At 63.3% G+C, this 17,454-nt stretch carries 20 protein-coding genes; 15 read left to right on the top strand and 5 right to left on the bottom strand.

Annotated elements, in window-relative coordinates; all coding sequences use genetic code 11:
• Window positions 1-152 precede the first annotated feature (152 nt).
• From osmF to NKI61_RS14040, 4 genes are all read left to right on the top strand, one after another.
• A complete protein-coding gene (gene osmF, locus NKI61_RS14055; RefSeq protein WP_023689505.1) occupies window positions 153-1,064 on the top strand; it encodes a glycine betaine ABC transporter substrate-binding protein OsmF in 912 nt (303 codons plus the stop codon).
• Between the two features lie 316 nt (window positions 1,065-1,380).
• On the top strand, window positions 1,381-2,544 hold the full coding sequence (locus NKI61_RS14050) for an ABC transporter permease (protein WP_352839814.1): 1,164 nt from the start codon (window positions 1,381-1,383) through the stop codon (window positions 2,542-2,544).
• Window positions 2,541-3,479: an ABC transporter ATP-binding protein gene (locus tag NKI61_RS14045; RefSeq protein ID WP_023819344.1), complete on the top strand. Its 939-nt coding sequence runs from the start codon at window positions 2,541-2,543 to the stop codon at window positions 3,477-3,479. The genes NKI61_RS14050 and NKI61_RS14045 overlap by 4 nt, the downstream gene beginning before the upstream one ends.
• The gene (locus NKI61_RS14040) at window positions 3,476-4,243 is read left to right on the top strand and encodes an ABC transporter permease (RefSeq protein ID WP_031196635.1); all 768 of its coding nucleotides are present in this window, start codon (window positions 3,476-3,478) and stop codon (window positions 4,241-4,243) included. Before NKI61_RS14045 ends, NKI61_RS14040 begins: the two co-directional genes overlap by 4 nt.
• A 40-nt stretch (window positions 4,244-4,283) precedes the next feature.
• Here NKI61_RS14040 and NKI61_RS14035 read toward each other — a convergent pair whose 3' ends face one another.
• Window positions 4,284-4,514, bottom strand: a complete 231-nt coding sequence (locus NKI61_RS14035) for a hypothetical protein (protein WP_156933240.1) — start codon at window positions 4,512-4,514, stop codon at window positions 4,284-4,286.
• Between NKI61_RS14035 and NKI61_RS14030 the strand changes: the two genes are divergently transcribed.
• Entirely contained in the window at window positions 4,504-6,645 is a 2,142-nt protein-coding gene (locus NKI61_RS14030; protein ID WP_023689501.1) for a sodium-translocating pyrophosphatase, read from the top strand. The two genes, NKI61_RS14035 and NKI61_RS14030, sit on opposite strands and share 11 nt — an antisense overlap.
• A 77-nt stretch (window positions 6,646-6,722) precedes the next feature.
• Here the strand turns inward: NKI61_RS14030 and NKI61_RS14025 are convergent, their stop codons facing one another.
• Complete coding sequence (locus tag NKI61_RS14025) at window positions 6,723-7,721, bottom strand: glycosyltransferase family 2 protein (RefSeq protein ID WP_023734148.1); 999 nt, start codon at window positions 7,719-7,721, stop codon at window positions 6,723-6,725.
• A gap of 1 nt (window position 7,722) precedes the next feature.
• Window positions 7,723-8,268, bottom strand: a complete 546-nt coding sequence (locus tag NKI61_RS14020) for a dTDP-4-dehydrorhamnose 3,5-epimerase family protein (protein WP_245260844.1) — start codon at window positions 8,266-8,268, stop codon at window positions 7,723-7,725.
• Between the two features lie 300 nt (window positions 8,269-8,568).
• Between NKI61_RS14020 and NKI61_RS14015 the strand changes: the two genes are divergently transcribed.
• Complete coding sequence (locus NKI61_RS14015) at window positions 8,569-9,030, top strand: anthrone oxygenase family protein (RefSeq protein ID WP_023669364.1); 462 nt, start codon at window positions 8,569-8,571, stop codon at window positions 9,028-9,030.
• A gap of 75 nt (window positions 9,031-9,105) precedes the next feature.
• Window positions 9,106-9,663 (top strand): hypothetical protein, encoded by a 558-nt coding sequence (locus NKI61_RS14010; protein WP_023682381.1) that lies wholly within the window; start codon window positions 9,106-9,108, stop codon window positions 9,661-9,663.
• Between the two features lie 43 nt (window positions 9,664-9,706).
• On the opposite strand, the gene NKI61_RS14005 is transcribed toward NKI61_RS14010, so the two are convergent.
• Window positions 9,707-10,621 (bottom strand): LysR substrate-binding domain-containing protein, encoded by a 915-nt coding sequence (locus tag NKI61_RS14005; protein ID WP_023682380.1) that lies wholly within the window; start codon window positions 10,619-10,621, stop codon window positions 9,707-9,709.
• Between the two features lie 209 nt (window positions 10,622-10,830).
• Here NKI61_RS14005 and NKI61_RS14000 point away from each other — a divergent pair, with 209 nt between their 5' ends.
• Window positions 10,831-11,871 carry a helix-turn-helix domain-containing protein gene (locus tag NKI61_RS14000; RefSeq protein ID WP_352839811.1) on the top strand — a complete coding sequence of 347 codons (1,041 nt, stop codon included), beginning with the start codon at window positions 10,831-10,833 and terminating at the stop codon, window positions 11,869-11,871.
• A gap of 100 nt (window positions 11,872-11,971) precedes the next feature.
• Here NKI61_RS14000 and NKI61_RS13995 read toward each other — a convergent pair whose 3' ends face one another.
• Entirely contained in the window at window positions 11,972-12,484 is a 513-nt protein-coding gene (locus tag NKI61_RS13995; RefSeq protein WP_023669368.1) for an outer membrane protein assembly factor BamE, read from the bottom strand.
• Window positions 12,485-12,599: 115 nt separating this feature from the next.
• Between NKI61_RS13995 and NKI61_RS13990 the strand changes: the two genes are divergently transcribed.
• The 7 genes from NKI61_RS13990 (at window position 12,600) to NKI61_RS13960 (ending at window position 17,397) form a co-directional block, all read left to right on the top strand.
• Window positions 12,600-13,142 carry a ubiquinol-cytochrome C chaperone family protein gene (locus NKI61_RS13990; RefSeq protein WP_023669369.1) on the top strand — a complete coding sequence of 181 codons (543 nt, stop codon included), beginning with the start codon at window positions 12,600-12,602 and terminating at the stop codon, window positions 13,140-13,142.
• Between the two features lie 15 nt (window positions 13,143-13,157).
• Complete coding sequence (locus tag NKI61_RS13985; RefSeq protein ID WP_023682378.1) at window positions 13,158-13,706, top strand: YceD family protein; 549 nt, start codon at window positions 13,158-13,160, stop codon at window positions 13,704-13,706.
• 147 nt (window positions 13,707-13,853) lie between these two features.
• Window positions 13,854-14,924, top strand: a complete 1,071-nt coding sequence (gene plsX / locus NKI61_RS13980; RefSeq protein ID WP_023669372.1) for a phosphate acyltransferase PlsX — start codon at window positions 13,854-13,856, stop codon at window positions 14,922-14,924.
• Window positions 14,925-14,933: 9 nt separating this feature from the next.
• On the top strand, window positions 14,934-15,905 hold the full coding sequence (locus tag NKI61_RS13975; protein ID WP_352839810.1) for a beta-ketoacyl-ACP synthase III: 972 nt from the start codon (window positions 14,934-14,936) through the stop codon (window positions 15,903-15,905).
• A 104-nt stretch (window positions 15,906-16,009) separates the two neighbouring features.
• Complete coding sequence (locus NKI61_RS13970; protein ID WP_006201891.1) at window positions 16,010-16,333, top strand: integration host factor subunit alpha; 324 nt, start codon at window positions 16,010-16,012, stop codon at window positions 16,331-16,333.
• A 134-nt stretch (window positions 16,334-16,467) separates the two neighbouring features.
• Window positions 16,468-17,010, top strand: coding sequence for a MerR family transcriptional regulator (locus tag NKI61_RS13965; protein ID WP_023669374.1), 543 nt, complete (start codon window positions 16,468-16,470; stop codon window positions 17,008-17,010).
• A gap of 84 nt (window positions 17,011-17,094) precedes the next feature.
• Entirely contained in the window at window positions 17,095-17,397 is a 303-nt protein-coding gene (locus tag NKI61_RS13960; protein ID WP_023669375.1) for a hypothetical protein, read from the top strand.
• Window positions 17,398-17,454 lie beyond the last annotated feature (57 nt).

The following is a 17,454-nucleotide window of genomic DNA, read 5'->3' as shown; positions in this document are numbered from 1 at the left end:
ACCTGTCAGCATGGCGTCGGCCGAAATCGCGGCGACCGCACAAAATTATTGCGTCTGTACCCATTGTTATGAAACCGTGTGCCCCGACGGGGCGTTGGAGCCATGCTCATATGCGGCCACCGCATTTCGGTCCAAAGCAAGGGGTTTTCACAATGTTTTCAGTCAAGATTCTGGCCGGGGCGGCGTTGGCGCTCGGCATCACGGCCGCCTCCGCCAATGCCCAGGTGGTCGTCTCCTCGAAGATCGACACCGAGGGCGGCGTGCTCGGCAACATCATCCAGCTTGTGCTCAACGCCAACAACATCAAGACCACCGACCGCATCCAGCTCGGCGGCACGCCGGTCGTACGCAAGGCGATCACTGCCGGCGAGATCGACATCTATCCCGAGTACACCGGCAATGCCGCTTTCTTCTTCGAGAAGGCCGACGATCCGGTCTGGAAGGATGCCGCCAAGGCCTATGAGACCGCCAAGAAGCTCGACTATGATGCCAACAAGATCGTCTGGCTGTCGCCGTCACCGGCCAACAACACCTGGGCGATCGCGCTGCGCAAGGAGGTTGCCGAGACCAACAAGCTGGCGACCCTGACCGACTTCGGCAAATACGTCGCCGGCGGCGGCACGGTGGTTTTGGCGGCGTCGGCTGAGTTCGTCAATTCGGCGGCAGCCCTGCCGGCGTTCCAGACCACTTACGGCTTCACGCTGAAGCCCGAGCAGTTGATCACGCTTTCGGGCGGCGACACCGCCGCGACAATAGGTGCTGCCGCCAACCAGACCAACGGCGCCAACGCCGCCATGGTCTACGGCACCGACGGCGGCATCGCGCCGTCCGGCCTGGTCGTGCTCGCCGACGACAAGGGCGTGCAGCCGGTCTACCAGCCGGCGCCGATCATCCGCGAAGCGGTGCTGAAAGAGCATCCGGAGATCGAGACGCTGTTGAAGCCGGTGTTCGCCAAGCTCGACCTCGTCACGCTGCAGGAACTCAACGGCCGCGTCCAGGTCGGAGGCGAGCCGGTCAAGGGCGTTGCCGAGGACTTTTTGAAGAAGAACGGGTTTTTGAAGTAGTCAGCGCATAGCTGATCGTGACGCTGGTGCGAGACACCCCTCTCTGGAAGCTGCTGATCTCCCCCCTTGCGGGGGAGATGTCCGGCAGGACAGAGGGGGGTGCTGTCCCGCCGACCTCACAACCGGTAGCAGGTGCGTGCCTCGACAGGGTTGCTTCTGAACAGGCCGACGCTCGAAAGCTGGCGATCCTTCACACCCCCCTCTGGCCTGCCGGCCATCTCCCCCGCAAAGGGGGAGATCGGATTTCGCGTCGGCTTTCGCCGATCACCAGCGTAGTCTGCGCAACGTGGAAAATCGCTCCTCATGAGGGGCATCCATGACCCTGCGTTTCGACAAGCTCGGCATGGTTATCGCGGCGATCGTTGCCTATGCGGCGTTTCTGGCCCCGTTCGCCACCTTCCGCGCCAATCGTATCGTCCCCGGTCAGGCGCGCTCGATGCTGGAGGCGTTGCCCGCAACGATCGGGCCGCTGCTGCTGGCAGTCGTCGTCGTGGCCGCAATTGTTGCCTTGCTGAAGACCCCGCTTGTCCTGCGCCTGGCCGCAAGCGTCGTGGCGCTCGCCGCCCTTGCCATCCTGATCGGTGTCGCCGGCACCTTCCTGACGCCGGCCGGCAACACCTTCGCCCGCATCTCGCCGGCTTCCGGGTTCTGGCTGTTGATCTTTGCCTTCACATTGTTGCTCGCCGACGTGCTGACCAGGCTCAACCTGTCGCCACCTGCCCGCATCGGCGTGCTCGTCCTCGCGGCGCTGGCCATCGGCTCGTTGCTGATATCGGGGCAGTGGGACAGCCTGTCGCTCCTCAAGGAATATGCAAACCGCGCCGATAGTTTCTGGGCCGAAGGCTCCAAGCACATCACACTGGCGCTGGGTTCGCTGGCGGCGGCGGTGATCGTCGGCCTGCCGCTCGGCATCCTGTGCCACCGCGTCGAACGGTTGCGGGCCGGCGTGCTCAATGTGCTCAACATCGTCCAGACCATACCCTCGATCGCGCTGTTCGGCCTGCTGATCGCGCCGCTAGGCTGGGTCGCCGCGCATGTTCCGGGTGCCGCAGCGCTCGGTATCAGAGGCATCGGCACCGCGCCCGCCTTCGTGGCTTTGTTCCTCTATTCGCTGCTGCCGGTGGTGGCCAACACCGTGGTCGGGCTTGCCGGCGTACCCCGCGCGGCCAATGATGCAGCGCGCGGCATGGGCATGACCGATGGCCAGCGCCTGTTCGGCGTCGAGTTTCCGCTGGCCTTTCCGGTGATCCTCACCGGCATCCGCATCGTGCTGGTGCAGAACATCGGCCTGGCCACCATCGCCGCACTGATCGGCGGCGGCGGCTTTGGCGTCTTCGTCTTCCAGGGCGTCGGCCAGACCGCAATGGACCTGGTGCTGCTCGGCGCCGTGCCGACGGTAGCGCTGGCCTTCGCCGCGGCCATCATCCTCGACGCAGTGATCGAAATGACCGCCACCAGGCGCAGGGTTGAAACGGCATGATCGAGATCGAAGGCATTACCAAGCGCTATGACGCGACGACCGTGGTCAACGACGTGTCCATGGTCGTCGAGCCGCGTACGGTTTGCGTCATTGTCGGTACCTCCGGTTCCGGCAAGACGACGCTGCTGCGAATGATCAACCGGCTGGTCGAGCCGACCGCCGGCGTCATCAAGCTCGACGGCAACGACAACCGCACGCTGCCCGGCTACGAGCTGCGCCGCAGCATCGGCTACGCTATCCAGGGCCACGGCCTGTTCCCGCACCGCACCGTTGCGCAGAACATCGCCACCGTGCCGGTCCTGCTGGGCTGGGACAAGGACCGCATCAAGGCCCGCGTCGATGAGTTGATGACACTCTACCAGCTCGACCCCGAGGCCTATGGCCCGCGCTACCCGCACGAACTGTCCGGCGGGCAACAGCAGCGTGTCGGCGTCGCCCGCGCGCTCGCCGCCGAGCCCAATGTGCTTCTGATGGACGAACCGTTCGGCGCACTCGACCCGATCATCCGCACCAAGGCGCAGGAGGACCTGCTGGCAATCCAGAAGCGCTTCGGCACCACCATCATCCTCGTTACCCACGACATGGAGGAGGCGGTCCACATGGGCGACAAGATCGCCGTCATGGATGCCGGAAAGCTGGTGCAATACGCCAAGCCGGAAGAGATCCTGGCGCGGCCGGCGAACGCCTTCGTCGAAACCCTGGTCGGCGCCAGCGAAAAGCCGTTCCGGCTCTTGTCGCTCGGCCGCGTGCGCGACGCCGTGGAAAAGGGGACTGCCGAAGGCGAGGCGATCCCAGGCGACGCCAGCCAGCGCGACGCGCTGGCCGAGCTTCTGTGGTCGGGCCGGCCGGCGCTGCCGGTCAAGGGCGAAGACGGCAAGCTGCTCGGCCGCGTCACCGTCGACGGGCTGGTGAAGCGCGCGGCGAGGCCGGCATGAAAGGGGCCGGTCTAAAAGCCTGGCTGCCTTCGCTGCTCAGGCTTGCCCTGGTGGTGCTTCTCATAGCCTTCGTCACCAATCCCGGCTGGTTCGAGCCGCTGTTGAAGCCGCTGACCGAAAACAATGCGCCGGCGATCTACAATCAGGGCAGCCTGCTGACGCTGACCCTGCTGCATCTCAGGACCGTGCTGATCGCTACCGTCGCCGCTGCCATCGTTGCCGTGGCGCTTGCCATCCTGGTGACCAGGCCGGCGGGCGCCGAATTCCTGCCGCTGTCGCGCAGTCTGGTCAATATCGGCCAGACCTTTCCGCCGGTGGCGGTGCTGGCGCTGGCGGTGCCCGCCGTCGGTTTCGGCGAGAAGCCGACGCTGATTGCGCTGTTCCTCTACGGCCTGCTGCCGATCTTCGAGAACGCGCTGACCGGCCTCACAACGCTGCCGGGCAACATCATGGAGGCCGCGCGCGGCGCCGGCATGACGGGCTGGCAAAGACTGGTCAAGGTCGAATTGCCGCTGAGCGCCGCGATCATTCTGGGCGGAATAAGGCTGTCGGTGGTGATCAGCCTGGCCACGGCGACGATCGGCTCGACGGTTGCCGCCAAGACGCTGGGCGAGGTGATCATCGCCGGCCTGCTATCCAACAATCTCGCCTTCGTCCTGCAAGGCGGCCTGATCGTCGCGGCGCTGGCGGTGCTGATCTATGACGGACTGTCCGCCATCGAGCGCTACACCGCGCGCAAGATGGGGCAGGAGACTGGCGACTGACCTTCGCTGGACTGCGGGCAAAGCATTGACTGACGCGGCGTCATTTCAATCGATCTAATAGCAGGGCATCGGCAATGGGAATGTTGTGGCCTAAACCTTTTGGCTGAAAGCGGGGCAAAAACCGAACAATATCTTGACGTTCCGAGCCCTGTTTCGCATACACCGCTGCGAAGGACGGATTCCGCCTAGGCTTATCCGCTCCCCGCACCAACGGCCCAGGGAGGGGTTCTTTTGGGCCATCAATCGAGGAAAATTCGGCAATGACCATCATTTCTGCCGTCATCGCCTGCGGCTTGCTTTCAATCCTTTACGCCATCTGGGCGACACGATCGGTTCTTGCAGCCGATCAGGGCAATGCACGCATGCAGGAAATCTCCGCCGCCATCCGCGAAGGCGCGCAGGCCTATCTGGCGCGCCAGTACACCACCATCGCCATCGTCGGCGTGGTCGTGCTCGTGCTCGCCTGGTGGCTGCTCTCGATCACCGCCGCGGTCGGCTTCCTGATCGGCGCCGTGCTTTCGGGCGCCGCCGGTTTCATCGGCATGCACGTCTCGGTGCGCGCCAATGTGCGCACCGCGCAGGCGGCGTCCAACAGCCTCGCCGCCGGTCTCGACATCGCCTTCAAGTCGGGCGCCATCACCGGTATGCTGGTGGCTGGCCTGGCGCTGCTCGGCGTGTCGATTTACTACTATATTCTGACCGGCCCGATGGGCCTGCAGCCCAATGACCGCATCGTCATCGATGCGCTGGTTTCGCTCGGCTTCGGCGCTTCGCTGATCTCGATCTTCGCCCGTCTGGGCGGCGGCATCTTCACCAAGGGCGCCGACGTCGGCGGCGATCTCGTGGGCAAGGTCGAAGCCGGTATTCCCGAAGACGATCCGCGCAACCCGGCCACCATCGCCGACAATGTCGGCGATAATGTCGGTGATTGCGCCGGCATGGCCGCCGACCTCTTCGAGACCTATGCGGTGACCGTCGTTGCCACCATGGTGCTGGCTGCCATCTTCTTCGGCGGAACCGCCGCTCTGGGTGCGGCGATGCTCTATCCGCTCGCCATCTGCGGCGCCTGTATCCTGACCTCGATCGTCGGCACCTTCTTCGTCAAGCTCGGTTCCAACGGCTCGATCATGGGCGCCCTCTACAAAGGCCTGATCGTCACCGGCCTGCTGTCGATCGTCGGTCTCGGTGTCGCTACCTCGGCAACCGTCGGCTGGGGCGAGGTCGGCACCGTCGCCGGCATGACCATCATCGGCAAGAACCTGTTCATCTGCGGCCTGATCGGTCTCGTTGTGACCGGTCTTATCGTGGTGATCACCGAATACTATACCGGCACCAACAAGCGCCCGGTGAACTCCATCGCCCAGGCCTCGGTGACCGGTCACGGCACCAACGTCATCCAGGGACTTGCGGTGTCGCTCGAATCGACCGCACTGCCGGCAATCGTCATCGTCGGCGGCATCATCTCGACCTACCAGCTCGCCGGCCTGTTCGGCACGGCGATCGCGGTCACCACCATGCTCGGCCTTGCCGGCATGATCGTCGCCCTCGACGCCTTCGGCCCGGTCACCGACAATGCCGGCGGCATTGCCGAAATGGCCGGCCTACCCAAGGAAGTGCGCCACTCCACCGACGCGCTCGACGCGGTCGGCAACACCACCAAGGCGGTGACCAAGGGCTATGCCATCGGTTCGGCCGGCCTCGGCGCGCTGGTGCTGTTTGCGGCCTATTCGAACGATTTGAAGTTCTTTGCCGCCAATGGCGACAAATATCCGTACTTCCAGGGCATGGGCGATGTCTCCTTCGACCTCTCCAATCCCTACGTCGTAGCCGGCCTGATCTTCGGCGGTCTGATCCCGTATCTGTTCGGCGGCATCGCCATGACGGCGGTCGGCCGTGCGGCCGGCGCCATCGTCGAGGAAGTGCGCAAGCAGTTCCGCGAGGATCCGGGCATCATGGCCGGCACCTCCAAGCCGAACTATGCCCGGGCCGTCGACCTTCTGACCAAGGCGGCGATCCGGGAAATGATCATCCCCTCGCTGCTGCCGGTGCTGGCGCCGCTCGTCGTCTATTTCGGCGTGCAGCTGATCTCGGGCTCCAAGGCGTCCGCCTTTGCGGCACTCGGCGCCTCGTTGCTCGGCGTCATCGTCAACGGCCTGTTCGTCGCCATCTCGATGACTTCGGGCGGCGGCGCCTGGGACAATGCCAAGAAGTCGTTCGAGGACGGTTTTGTCGACAAGGACGGCGTCAAGCACCTCAAGGGGTCCGAAGCGCACAAGGCTTCGGTCACCGGCGACACGGTTGGCGATCCCTACAAGGACACCGCCGGCCCGGCGGTCAACCCGGCAATCAAGATCACCAACATCGTGGCGCTTCTGCTGCTGGCCGTGCTCGCGCACGGCTGAGGCAAAGCCACTGATTCAAGAAAAAACCCGCGGAGCGATCCCGCGGGTTTTTGTTTGAGATTCATGCGGGGGTCTGTTCAGACCTCACCCGGCTCGCTGCCGGCATCGCCACGCTTGCTGTAGCGATCGAGCAATTCGCTCACGCCAGGCTCGCGCTCAGGCATCGGCGCCAGGCCACGCAGGCGCCGCAGCTTGGCGACGAAAGCGCCTCGCTTGTACTTGCGGCGGAAGGCGCGGGCGCGGGGATGGATGCCAAGAGCCGCCATCAGCCTGCGCCTGAGATAACTCGATGCCGCCAGGCGAATGGGTTCGCCCGCGCAGCCAAGGATTTTCACGCGCAAGGCGTCCGGCGTCTGCATGGCGTCCAGAAGATCCTTCTGTTCCTGCGCATTGTCGCCGAGATAGGAGCCCTTGCGTATGCCGGAATGCAGCTTGATCACGGTGAGGTGCGGCATCGTCGCGATCACCGCGCCCTTTCGCCATGCCCGAAACAGCCAGTCCTGCGAGCTTTCGCAAAAGCACTGGCTGGCGGGTCGCCAAGGTCCGAGCAGGCTGAACGAAGCGCGGCGAAACATGTGTGCCGAGCCAAATCCTTCCGTCGTGACGGGGTCGTAAAAACCATCCTTGCCGATCCCGAAGATCGAATTGACAGGATTGCCGGCCGCCGACGGCGGCTGGATGACGGCACCGCGCGCCAGCACCACGTCGGCGCCCGAGGCGTCGATCCAGCCGGTCATCGCCGCCAAATGGTCGGGAAACCACAGATCGTCGTGGTTGAGCAAGGCGACGAAGCGGCCACGCGCCCTGGCAAAGCCGATATTGTTGGGACCGGACTGTTCGCCGAAATTGACAGGAAGATCGATGTAGACGATGCGGGCATCGTCAAATTCAGCGACAACGGCCGCCGTATCCGGCCTGCAACCGTCGCCAATGACCAAGGCTTCCCAGTCTTGCAACGTCTGGCGCATGACGCTGGTCAATGCCTGCCGCAGTGCTGCCGGCCGGTTGTGCGTCGCGATCACGATCGAAACCAGCGGTTCGCCGCCGGCCTGATCGCGCTGCGCCGATGCTTCCACGCTACACCAGTCTGTAGGGAATGTGGTCGGTGTCTGGCGGCAGGCGCCAATGGTCGGGCTGATCGTAGGCATAGGCCTTGTCGACGAGGTTGAGCAGCACCGCCGTCTCCGCTCCGAGCGAAACAACACCGTGCCATATTCCGGGTGGAATGATGACGACCGCCGGGCGCAACGGGCCGATAATCTTGTGCCAGACGGCGCCGAAGGTCGGCGAGGCCTTGCGTCCGTCAAACAGCGAAATGCGAACGCTGCCGACGCAGCAGAACAGCCGGTCGGTCGTCACCGCATGGGCATGCCAGCCCGTCACCGCGCCGGGATACAAGGTGCGTTGGAAGACCTGGCCGACCGGCTCCGAATCGAGCTCCCACTCCTGGCGAAAGATCTCGGTCAGATAGCCGGTGGAGGTTGCGACCGGCCTGATCTCCTTGACCCTCACGCCATCGATCGTCACCGGCTCGATGGGCATCCAGTCAGGCGTGACCACTTGGCTGTCAGCCGTTCCGGTCGCCATCCAGCCTGTCGGTTTTGTCCGGGTTTTTTCCGGCACGGATGCTCCTCCCAATTCAGCGTGATGCGCCATTGGCCAGCACGGTCTGATACGAATTTGACCGGTCGCTGGCAAGTACGCGTCAAGATTGCTGATGGGTTTCGACCTCACGGCACTTGATGTTTCCGACGCAATCGGAGGGCCGCATTGCCCAAAACATCGTTCCATCCTACCCAAGCCCGGACCGTCCGCCTGCTTTAATACCCCGGCCATTGGCCAGGACATTGCAATAGGCGCGGTGTCGGGCTCGCCTCTGCGGCGATTTTGGCCAGGGAAACGACATTCGGGCAGGGAAAAGACATGGACATTTTCTTGATGGCGGCTTCGCTTGCGCTGGCTGGAATTATTGCCGGCATCTACGTCTCGGGCGTAATCCACGATTTTCGCATCGATGATCTTACCGCCGGCCAGTACATGGCCATGCATCAGATGCGCGACCGGACGTTTACCCGGGTGATGCCGTTCGTCAGGCTGACGACGCTGGTGCTGATCGCGGCGATGGCGATGTTTGCGGTCGATGCCGGCCTGCCGCGCATCCTGACCATCGTCGCCGCGGCGCTGGTGGTGATCGACATTGGCTTCACCGTCAGCCGTCAGGTGCCGCTCAACAAACAGGTGCAGAGCTGGACGCCGGTGACCATCCCCGATGATTGGGCGCAGACGCGCGACAGCTGGGCGGCCAACCACAATTTGCGCCTAGTGCTTGGACTGGCCGAATACGCCTGCCTGTTTGCCGCGGTCATCCTGACGCTCAGCCGGTGATTCAGTTTTTACGGAACGCCGCGGCATGGGTCGGCACTTCTGCCGGCCGCCGCCGTTGAAAACAGGAGTATTGCCATGCTGCATCACGCTTCATTCAACGCCCGCGATCCGCAGGCCGTCGCCAGCGTCCTTGCCGAAATGCTTGTCGCCACCGCGGTTCGTGCGCCGTCGCCGCCATTTCCTGAGGGGGCATGGTTTGTCTGCCTCGGCGACGATTTCGGCTCGCTGATCGAAATCCTGCCGTGCGGCACGGTTCTGGACCAGCAAGCGCCGCTCGGCATCGGCTTCGACCCGAACATGCGCCTGCGCTCCGGCTCGCATGTGCTGCTCAGCACGCCCAATTCGACCGAAACCATCCAGGGCATTGCCGCCCGCATGGGCTGGCATAGCGAGCTGATCGATGCCCGCCTGTTCAAGGTGCTCAAGGTCTGGGTCGAGGACGAAACCCTGGTCGAATTCCTGACGCCCGAGATCGCACCGCTATACCGCGCGACATTCGCCTGGGGCGGCATGGCGACACTCGACGCCAAGCTGCGCGAGCTGGAGAGCCAGATGGCGGCAGCGCTTGCCGCCAAGGCGGCGAACCAGTCGGGCCGCAAGGATGAGCAACTGGCCGATACGATGAGTCCGTGAGCCCCGACGCCTTCCGATGAGAGCTCCTGGACGGCCGCCGAGGTCAACCGGCGCCGGTGTTGTCGCCGGCTTCCGCCTTCAGCCAGTTGATGAACGATCTGGCAGGCTCCCAGGCGGAGATGGACGGGTGGACGACGACGTAGTGGTTCCAGTTCGTCGGTATGTCCGTCGTCAGGAGGCGGACGAGCCTGCCGGTCCGCAAATCGCTCTCGACCAGCGACTTCCTCGCGATAGCGACGCCCAGACCGCTCGCCGCCGCTTCGACCGCCAACAAGGTGCCATTCAGATTCATGCCGTCGCCAACCGTATCCAGCGGCAGATTGTTTCTCTCGAACCAGTGGCGCCAATTGGCGCCGCTCTCGTCATTTTCGGCCGTCGTGTCGAGGATGCGGAACAGTCGCAGCACATCGTGCTGGTCTCTGACCGGGCCGTTGGCGGCGAGATAGTCGGGACTGACGACAGGAAAGATCGCATCTGCCATCAGCCATTCGGTCTCGACGGCCGGATAGTGTCCGCCGCCGAAACGCAATGCGATGTCGACTGTTCGCTGCGAAAGGTCGACGACTGCAAGATCCGCATTGATGTCGATCTCTGTTTCGGGATGCTTTTTGCGAAACCTGTGCAGACGCGGGGCCAGCCAGCGCACGGCATGCGAAGGAATGGCGGTGACCCTCAGCCTCGTGCGCTCGTTGCGCGCGACACTCGCGATCGTGCTCTGGATTTCCAGCAGTGCGCGTCGCACGCCCGCGGACAATCTTTCGCCTTCAAGCGTTAGTTCGACGCGGCGGACATGGCGGGTGAACAGAAGCACGCCGAGATCGGCTTCGAGATCGGCGATGCGGTGGCTGAGCGCGCTTGGGGTAACATTCAGCTCATCGCCGGCGCGCTTGAAGCTGCCCAGCCGGGCAATGACCTCGAAAGCACGAATGGATTCCAGTTGTGGAAGCCGTCTTGTCATTTGCCGTTACCCGATCCCGCCCATGGGTTCCTTAGCATGAATGAACAAAGCTCATCCATAGCTTCGTAAATAGTCTTTTGTCCAAGTGCGCAAATCATTGTAGCCATCCACTGCCCCCCGATTGCCGCCGTCGGATGAGAGGCCGTTCATGGAACGAGCCTCGACTTACGAACGACAGTGAAATGAAGACAATCGCTTGGGAGTACCCCATGACTATTCGACCCCCCGAGTTTGCGCATGCGCGCTTTTCGACCGCCATGTGGCCGCGAGCGGAATGGCGAAACGTCTATTGCGACCTGTTGCGCCGGATGGTGACCGACATGGATTTTAACGTCACGGAGGAAAAGCTCTCCGTCGACGCGACCATCCTGCGGCTGCCGGGCGTCGGCATTGCCGAATCGAGGACCACCGCCTTCCGCACCATCCGTTCCCGCGCCGTGGCCAAGGGGACCGATGATTACATTTTCTTCATGTGTCTGGAGGGCGCTGCCACCTTCTCGCATCTCGGCCGCGAGGCCAGCATCGAGGCCGGCCAGGCAATCCTTCTGTCCTCCTCTGATCCGCATGTGATCGAGCGGGCGATGTCGCATCATCTCTTCATCACCATCCCCAAGGCAGCGTTCGGGCCCATGGCTGCGAATGCGGATGCCGCCCTGATGACGCCGATGTCATGCGTGGGCGAAAAGTTCTTGCTGCTGACCAGCTATGTCCGTCTGCTGATGCAGGAGCCGAACCTGGCCGCGTCCGAATTGCGCTGGCTTGCCGCCAAGCACATACAGGACCTTGTCGCGGTCGTGGTCGGGGCAACGCAGGACGCCACCGAGATCGCCGCAGGCCGCGGCATACGCGCCGCGCGGCTGCGCGCCATCAAAGCCGATATCGAAAGCAATCTGGCTTCCGGCGATGTCGGGTCCGACGCGCTGGCCGGGCGCCACCGCGTCAGCGCGCGCTATATCAGAAAGCTGTTCGAGGGTGAGGGTACCTCGCTGTCGCAGTTCGTGCTTGGCCGGCGGCTGGCGCTGGTTTGCAGCAAGCTATCCGACCTGCGCCTGGCACACCGCACCATCGGCGCCATCGCCTTCGACGCCGGCTTCGGCGATCTCTCGACCTTCAACCACGCCTTCCGCCGGCATTTCGGCATGACGCCTTCGGAAGCGCGGCAGAGTGCGGCTGTGCACCGCGCCTCGCTGGAGCCCGGCGGCCGAACAGGCCACGCGCGGCAAAGCGCGACGGGTGTTGCGGCCGCATGACCTCAAAACAAAAGCCCGCAGGATCGCTCCCGCGGGCTTTTGGTCGCCTGAGAAGGTGTCGCTTCGGGGGAAGCAAAAATCTGAGGAAGGCGGTCGCTTCTTAGGCGCCGCCGCCAGGAATGGGGGGCGCCAGTTTGCTGGCGCCTTTGATGATCTGGCTGAGGAAGTTCTGGTCCTTGCCGCCGGTCGGCGTGGTGCGCGAGATGAAGTCGAAAATCTTGCCGTCCTTCAGACCGTAATTGGCAATCTGGGTGACGCGCCCGTCCTCGCCAAAATAGACCGCGAGCACTTTCTGGTCGACCAGGCGCGGCTTGTCGAAAGCGACATAGCGCTTGCGCGTCTGCGAAATGTAATAGAACGCCTCATTGTCGAAGGTGGCTTTCGTCGATGGCGTGCCGAGCGCCAGAAGCACCTGTTCGCGGCTGGAGCCCACCGGCACCGAATCGACCGCCTGCTGGTCGATAACATAGCCCTGCGTCAGCGTCTCGCTAGGGTTAAGGTCGCCGAACATCTTGGACGAATTGCAGCCCGACAGCGCGGAAGCCACCAGCACCAGCGAAACCGCGGCGGTGGCCCCAGGCAGAAAAGTCGACTTGAATTTCAGCGCGCGCAACAACAACTCCATTAGCTGGCCGCAACTTGCGCTGGGCGGCAAAACCGGTAAACCAGCTTGCTTGCCGATGCAACAAGGCCCATTCAAACAATCGGTCCCCAGGAGACCACCCTCAATGTTCCAGCGCCTTTTTGGCCGCGAACGCAACGCCAACCGCGCTATCACCGAGGCGCTTTACGCACAAATCGTGGCGGCGGCGCGGCAGACCGTGTTTTATTCCCACTGGAATGTGCCGGATACGCCGCTCGGCCGTTTCGAGATGCTGTCGCTGCATATGTTCCTGTTTCAGCACCGGCTCCGCGGCGAAGAGGGCGTCGCGCATGAGGTCGCGCAGGTGCTGATCGACGAGTTCTTTCTCGATGTCGAGCATTCGCTGCGGGAACTGGGCGTTGGCGATGTCGGCGTGCCCAAGCGCATGAAGAGGCTGGCCAAAATGTTCTACGGCCGTACCGCCGCCTATGACGACGCGCTGGAACGCAGCGACCGCGACGCGCTTGCTGCCGCCCTGGCGCGCAATGTCAGACCCGATGCCGGCGCCTGGCCGCAAGCCTTGCCGCTGGCGTCCTATGTAATCGATGCCGCAAGGCAGCTTGAAGCACAGCCGTCCGAATCGATCGTTTCCGGTGCCGTGGCGTTTCCCGTCGCGAAAGCGGAGTGAGGAGGGGAGACCAAGATGAAACATGTGGACACGCCTAGCCCGGTCTCATTTGCGGCCAATGTCGGCCGCCTGCCGCACAAAGGTTTGCAGGTGGTGATCGACGCCGACGCCGCGCAGCGCGCAATGCTTGCGCGCGAGCACGAGCTGCTTTCGGTCGAAAACTACCGTGCTGAGCTTTTGGTGGCGCCGTGGAAGCGCAATGGCGTCAAGGTCAGCGGCCGCGTCGAGGCTGATATCACCCAGGCCTGCATCGTCACCCTTGAGCCGGTCGCGGCCCATATCGACGAGGAGGTCGAGGCGCTGTTCTTGCCCGAACAATCCAAACTCGGACGGCAAGATTTCGAAGGCGGCGGCGAGATCCTGCTCGACGCCGACGGGCCAGACGGCCCGGAAACATTCTCCGGCGACACGATCGACGTCGGCGCGCTCGCCGAACAGTTCTTCGGGCTGGCGATCGATCCCTATCCGCGCAAGGCAGGCGCCTCTCTCGATGCCGCCGGCCCGGACGAGCCCGTCGAGAATGAATTCCAGCAAAAGCTGCGATCCTTGCTTGGAAAATCCTAAAACACGAAGAGATCGGAGAAAAGCCGGTTGTGCGGCTGCCCAAAACCGCTATTTTCGCCGAACCTTCGCGAGCCCCCGAATTTCGCGAGTTTCGTATTTCTTTCGCGGGCCATGTGCCCTGGCCCAAGCTAGTGAGATAAAGACCGCGTGATCAGGATTTCCATCGATGCCATGGGTGGCGATCACGGGCCAAACGTGGTCATCCCGGCACTCATGACGGTCGCCGTCAGGCGTCCCGACATCCGCTTCGTCATATATGGGCGCGAGGAATTGGTGCGCCCCGAACTCGCCAAATTTCCCAAACTGGCCGAGGTCAGCGAGTTCCACCATTGCGAAGTCGCGGTCAGGATGGACGACAAGCCGAGCCAGGCGCTGCGCCACGGCCGCTGGAAGTCGTCGATGTGGAAGGCTGTCGAAGCAGTCAAGAGTGGCAGCGCGCAGGCCTGCATTTCGGCCGGCAATACCGGCGCGCTGATGGCGATGTCGAAATTCTGCCTGCGCACGATGGCGACCATCGATCGTCCGGCGATCGCGGCGATCTGGCCCACGATGCGCGGCGAGAGCGTGGTGCTGGATGTCGGCGCCACCATCGGCGCCGATGCGCACCAGCTGATCGACTTTGCCATTCTCGGCACCGGCATGGCGCGCTCGGTGTTCGGCATCGACCGGCCGAAAGTCGGCCTGCTCAATGTGGGCGTCGAGGAGATCAAGGGTCAGGAAGAGGTCAAGGAAGCCGGGCGCATGCTGCGCGAGGCCAACATGGCCTCGATGAATTATCATGGCTTCGTCGAGGGTGACGACATCGGCAAGGGCACGGTCGACGTGGTCGTCACCGAAGGATTTGCCGGCAACATCGCGCTCAAGACGGCAGAAGGCACTGTGCGCCAGATCTCAGGCTATCTGCGCGCCGCGATGAACCGCACGCTGATGGCTAGGATCGGCTATGTCTTCGCCAAGGGCGCTTTTGACCGCCTGCGCGAAAAGCTCGATCCGGGCCGCTCCAATGGCGGCGTTTTCCTGGGTCTGAACGGCATCGTGGTAAAGAGCCATGGCGGCGCCGATTCGGACGGTTTCGCGGCGGCCATCGAGCTTGGCTACGACATGGTGCGCAACAATCTGATCGACCGCATCGAGGCCGATCTCGACCTGTTCCATGCGCGCAACCCGCATGCCCAGGCAAACAGGAAATCCGACGCCACCGTCGACGAAAAGGAATAGGAAAGAGCTTTGATCAGATCAGTCGTGCGCGGCACCGGTGCTGCGCTGCCCCGCCGCATCATGAAGAATGCCGATTTCGAAGGCATGGTCGAGACCTCGGACGAGTGGATCGCCCAGCGCACCGGCATCCGCCAGCGCCATATCGCCGCCGATGACGAGACGACGGCGTCGCTGGGCGAGGCGGCGGCGCGCGCAGCGCTCGACAATGCTGGTCTTACGCCTGCCGACATCGACCTGATCGTGCTGGCGACCTCGACGCCCAACAACACCTTTCCGGCGACCGCCGTCGAGATCCAGAACCGGCTCGGCATGCATCACGGCTTTGCCTTCGACCTGCAGGCGGTGTGCTCGGGCTTCGTCTATGCGGTGACCACCGCCGACCTCTACATCAGAGGCGGCCTCGCCAAGCGCGTGCTGGTGATCGGCGCGGAGACCTTTTCGCGCATCCTCGACTGGAGCGACCGCTCGACCTGCGTGTTGTTCGGCGACGGCGCCGGCGCGCTGGTGCTGGAAGCGGATGAGGGCACCGGCGGCATTGCCGACCGTGGCGTGCTGGCGATGAGTCTGCGCTCCGACGGCGCCCACAAGGACAAGCTTTTCGTCGATGGCGGTCCCTCGACCACCGGCACGGTCGGCCATCTCAGGATGGAAGGCCGCGAAGTGTTCAAGCACGCCGTCGGCATGATCACCGACGTCATCGAGGCGACGTTTTCGCAGGCCGGCATAACCGCCGACAACCTCGACTGGTTCGTGCCGCATCAGGCCAATAAACGCATTATTGACGCTTCGGCCAAGAAGCTCGGGATTGCTGAGCAAAAGGTGGTGGTCACCGTCGATTTGCACGGTAACACCTCGGCTGCTTCCGTGCCGCTGGCGCTTTCGGTGGCCGTCGCCGACGGTCGCATCAAGAAGGGTGATCTCGTGCTCCTGGAAGCGATGGGCGGCGGCTTCACCTGGGGCGCGGTTCTCGTTCGCTGGTAAGTGCCGAACGGTCCGGTTTCGGTCCTTGACCTTGCCGGATCAATTACTTAGGCTCTGCCTTTACCTGTATCGATTTATGTTTTTTGAACTGATGGGACGGTCGCATGGGGGGAAAGACACTTACGCGCGCCGACCTTGCCGAAGCTGTTTACCGTAAGGTCGGCTTGTCACGCACTGAATCGGCAGAACTCGTCGAAGCGGTGCTGGACGAAATCTGTGAAGCCATCGTACGCGGCGAGACGGTGAAGCTGTCGTCCTTCGCCACCTTCCACGTCCGTTCCAAGAACGAACGCATCGGCCGCAATCCCAAGACCGGCGAGGAAGTGCCGATCCTGCCGCGCCGGGTGATGACCTTCAAGTCGTCGAACGTGCTGAAAAGCCGTATCCTGCGCTCGCACCAGAACAGCAAGGCCAAGGGCGGCAAATAGGTTCTGCCGCAGGCTTCGGTTGAAAACGCCGGGCCGTTTTGACGCCGGGCTTGAATATTGTTTCATAAACCGCTGAAATGATGCCCGATTCGGCAGACTGGGCCGGATCGTCGTCCAGCGTGAGGATTTCGCCCATGGACAAGAGCCCCGACGCTTTCCGCACCATCAGCGAGGTCGCGGAGGATCTGGATCTGCCGCAGCACGTGCTGCGCTTCTGGGAAACCCGTTTCAACCAGATCAAGCCGATGAAGCGCGGCGGCGGCCGCCGCTACTACCGGCCGCAGGATGTCGAACTGATCAAGGGCATCCGCCACATGCTCTACGACCAAGGTTACACGATCAAGGGCGTGCAGAAACTGCTGCGCGAGAACGGCAACCATTTCCTGGTCGCGATCGGCAATGGCGACATGGCTGCCGTCGAAGCGATCTCGCAGCGCAGGCAGGCCGATCAGGTGCCGCTGACTCCGGCCGCCCAGCCTCGCGGCATGGATGACGAGATGCTGGTCGGCCAGCCCAAGGTAAAACCCAGCCGCCGCTTTTTCGGCCTGGGCAAGACCGAGGAGGAAGGTCCGGTCCAGCCCGGCGCGTCGAAACTATCGCGCGACAACCGGGCCTTGCTGCAGGAGGCGCTGTTTGACCTCCTGGAGTGCAAGCGTCTGCTCGACCAGGTGCGCTAACCTTTCCGCTGCCTCGGGCAAGCAGACCGGAACCGGTTCTGCGGCCATGCGTTTGGCCTTCTCTCAAAAAGAAGGAAAACAATCATGGTATCGCTTTCGACCCTCTCCGATCTCGATCTCGAAAAGCAGGTCGCGACCCTTTCCAAAGAGCTCGCCGCGTTGCGCAAAGTCGTGGCCAAACGCGGCGGTGCTTACTACGAGGACGGGCGCGATGCCGCTTCGGACTATTATGGGCAGCTTGCCGACCTTGTCAGCGATGCGCTGCCGGCGATCAGGAAGCAGGGCAGGGCGATCGAAAAGACGGCGCGCGATCGTCCGGCAACAGCCGCTGCTGTTGGGTTGGTCGTGGTCGGCCTTCTCGCCAGCCTGTTGCTCAGCCGGCGCTAAAACAATTCACGAAAACAAAAAGAAAATGGCGGCCGTCCCGCGGACGGCCGCCATTTC

The sequence above is a fragment of the Mesorhizobium sp. M0514 genome (assembly GCF_040321145.1).
Classification (GTDB): domain Bacteria; phylum Pseudomonadota; class Alphaproteobacteria; order Rhizobiales; family Rhizobiaceae; genus Mesorhizobium.
The sequence above is the reverse complement of the archived record's forward strand: the minus strand, read 5'-3'. Positions and strand labels throughout refer to the sequence as shown.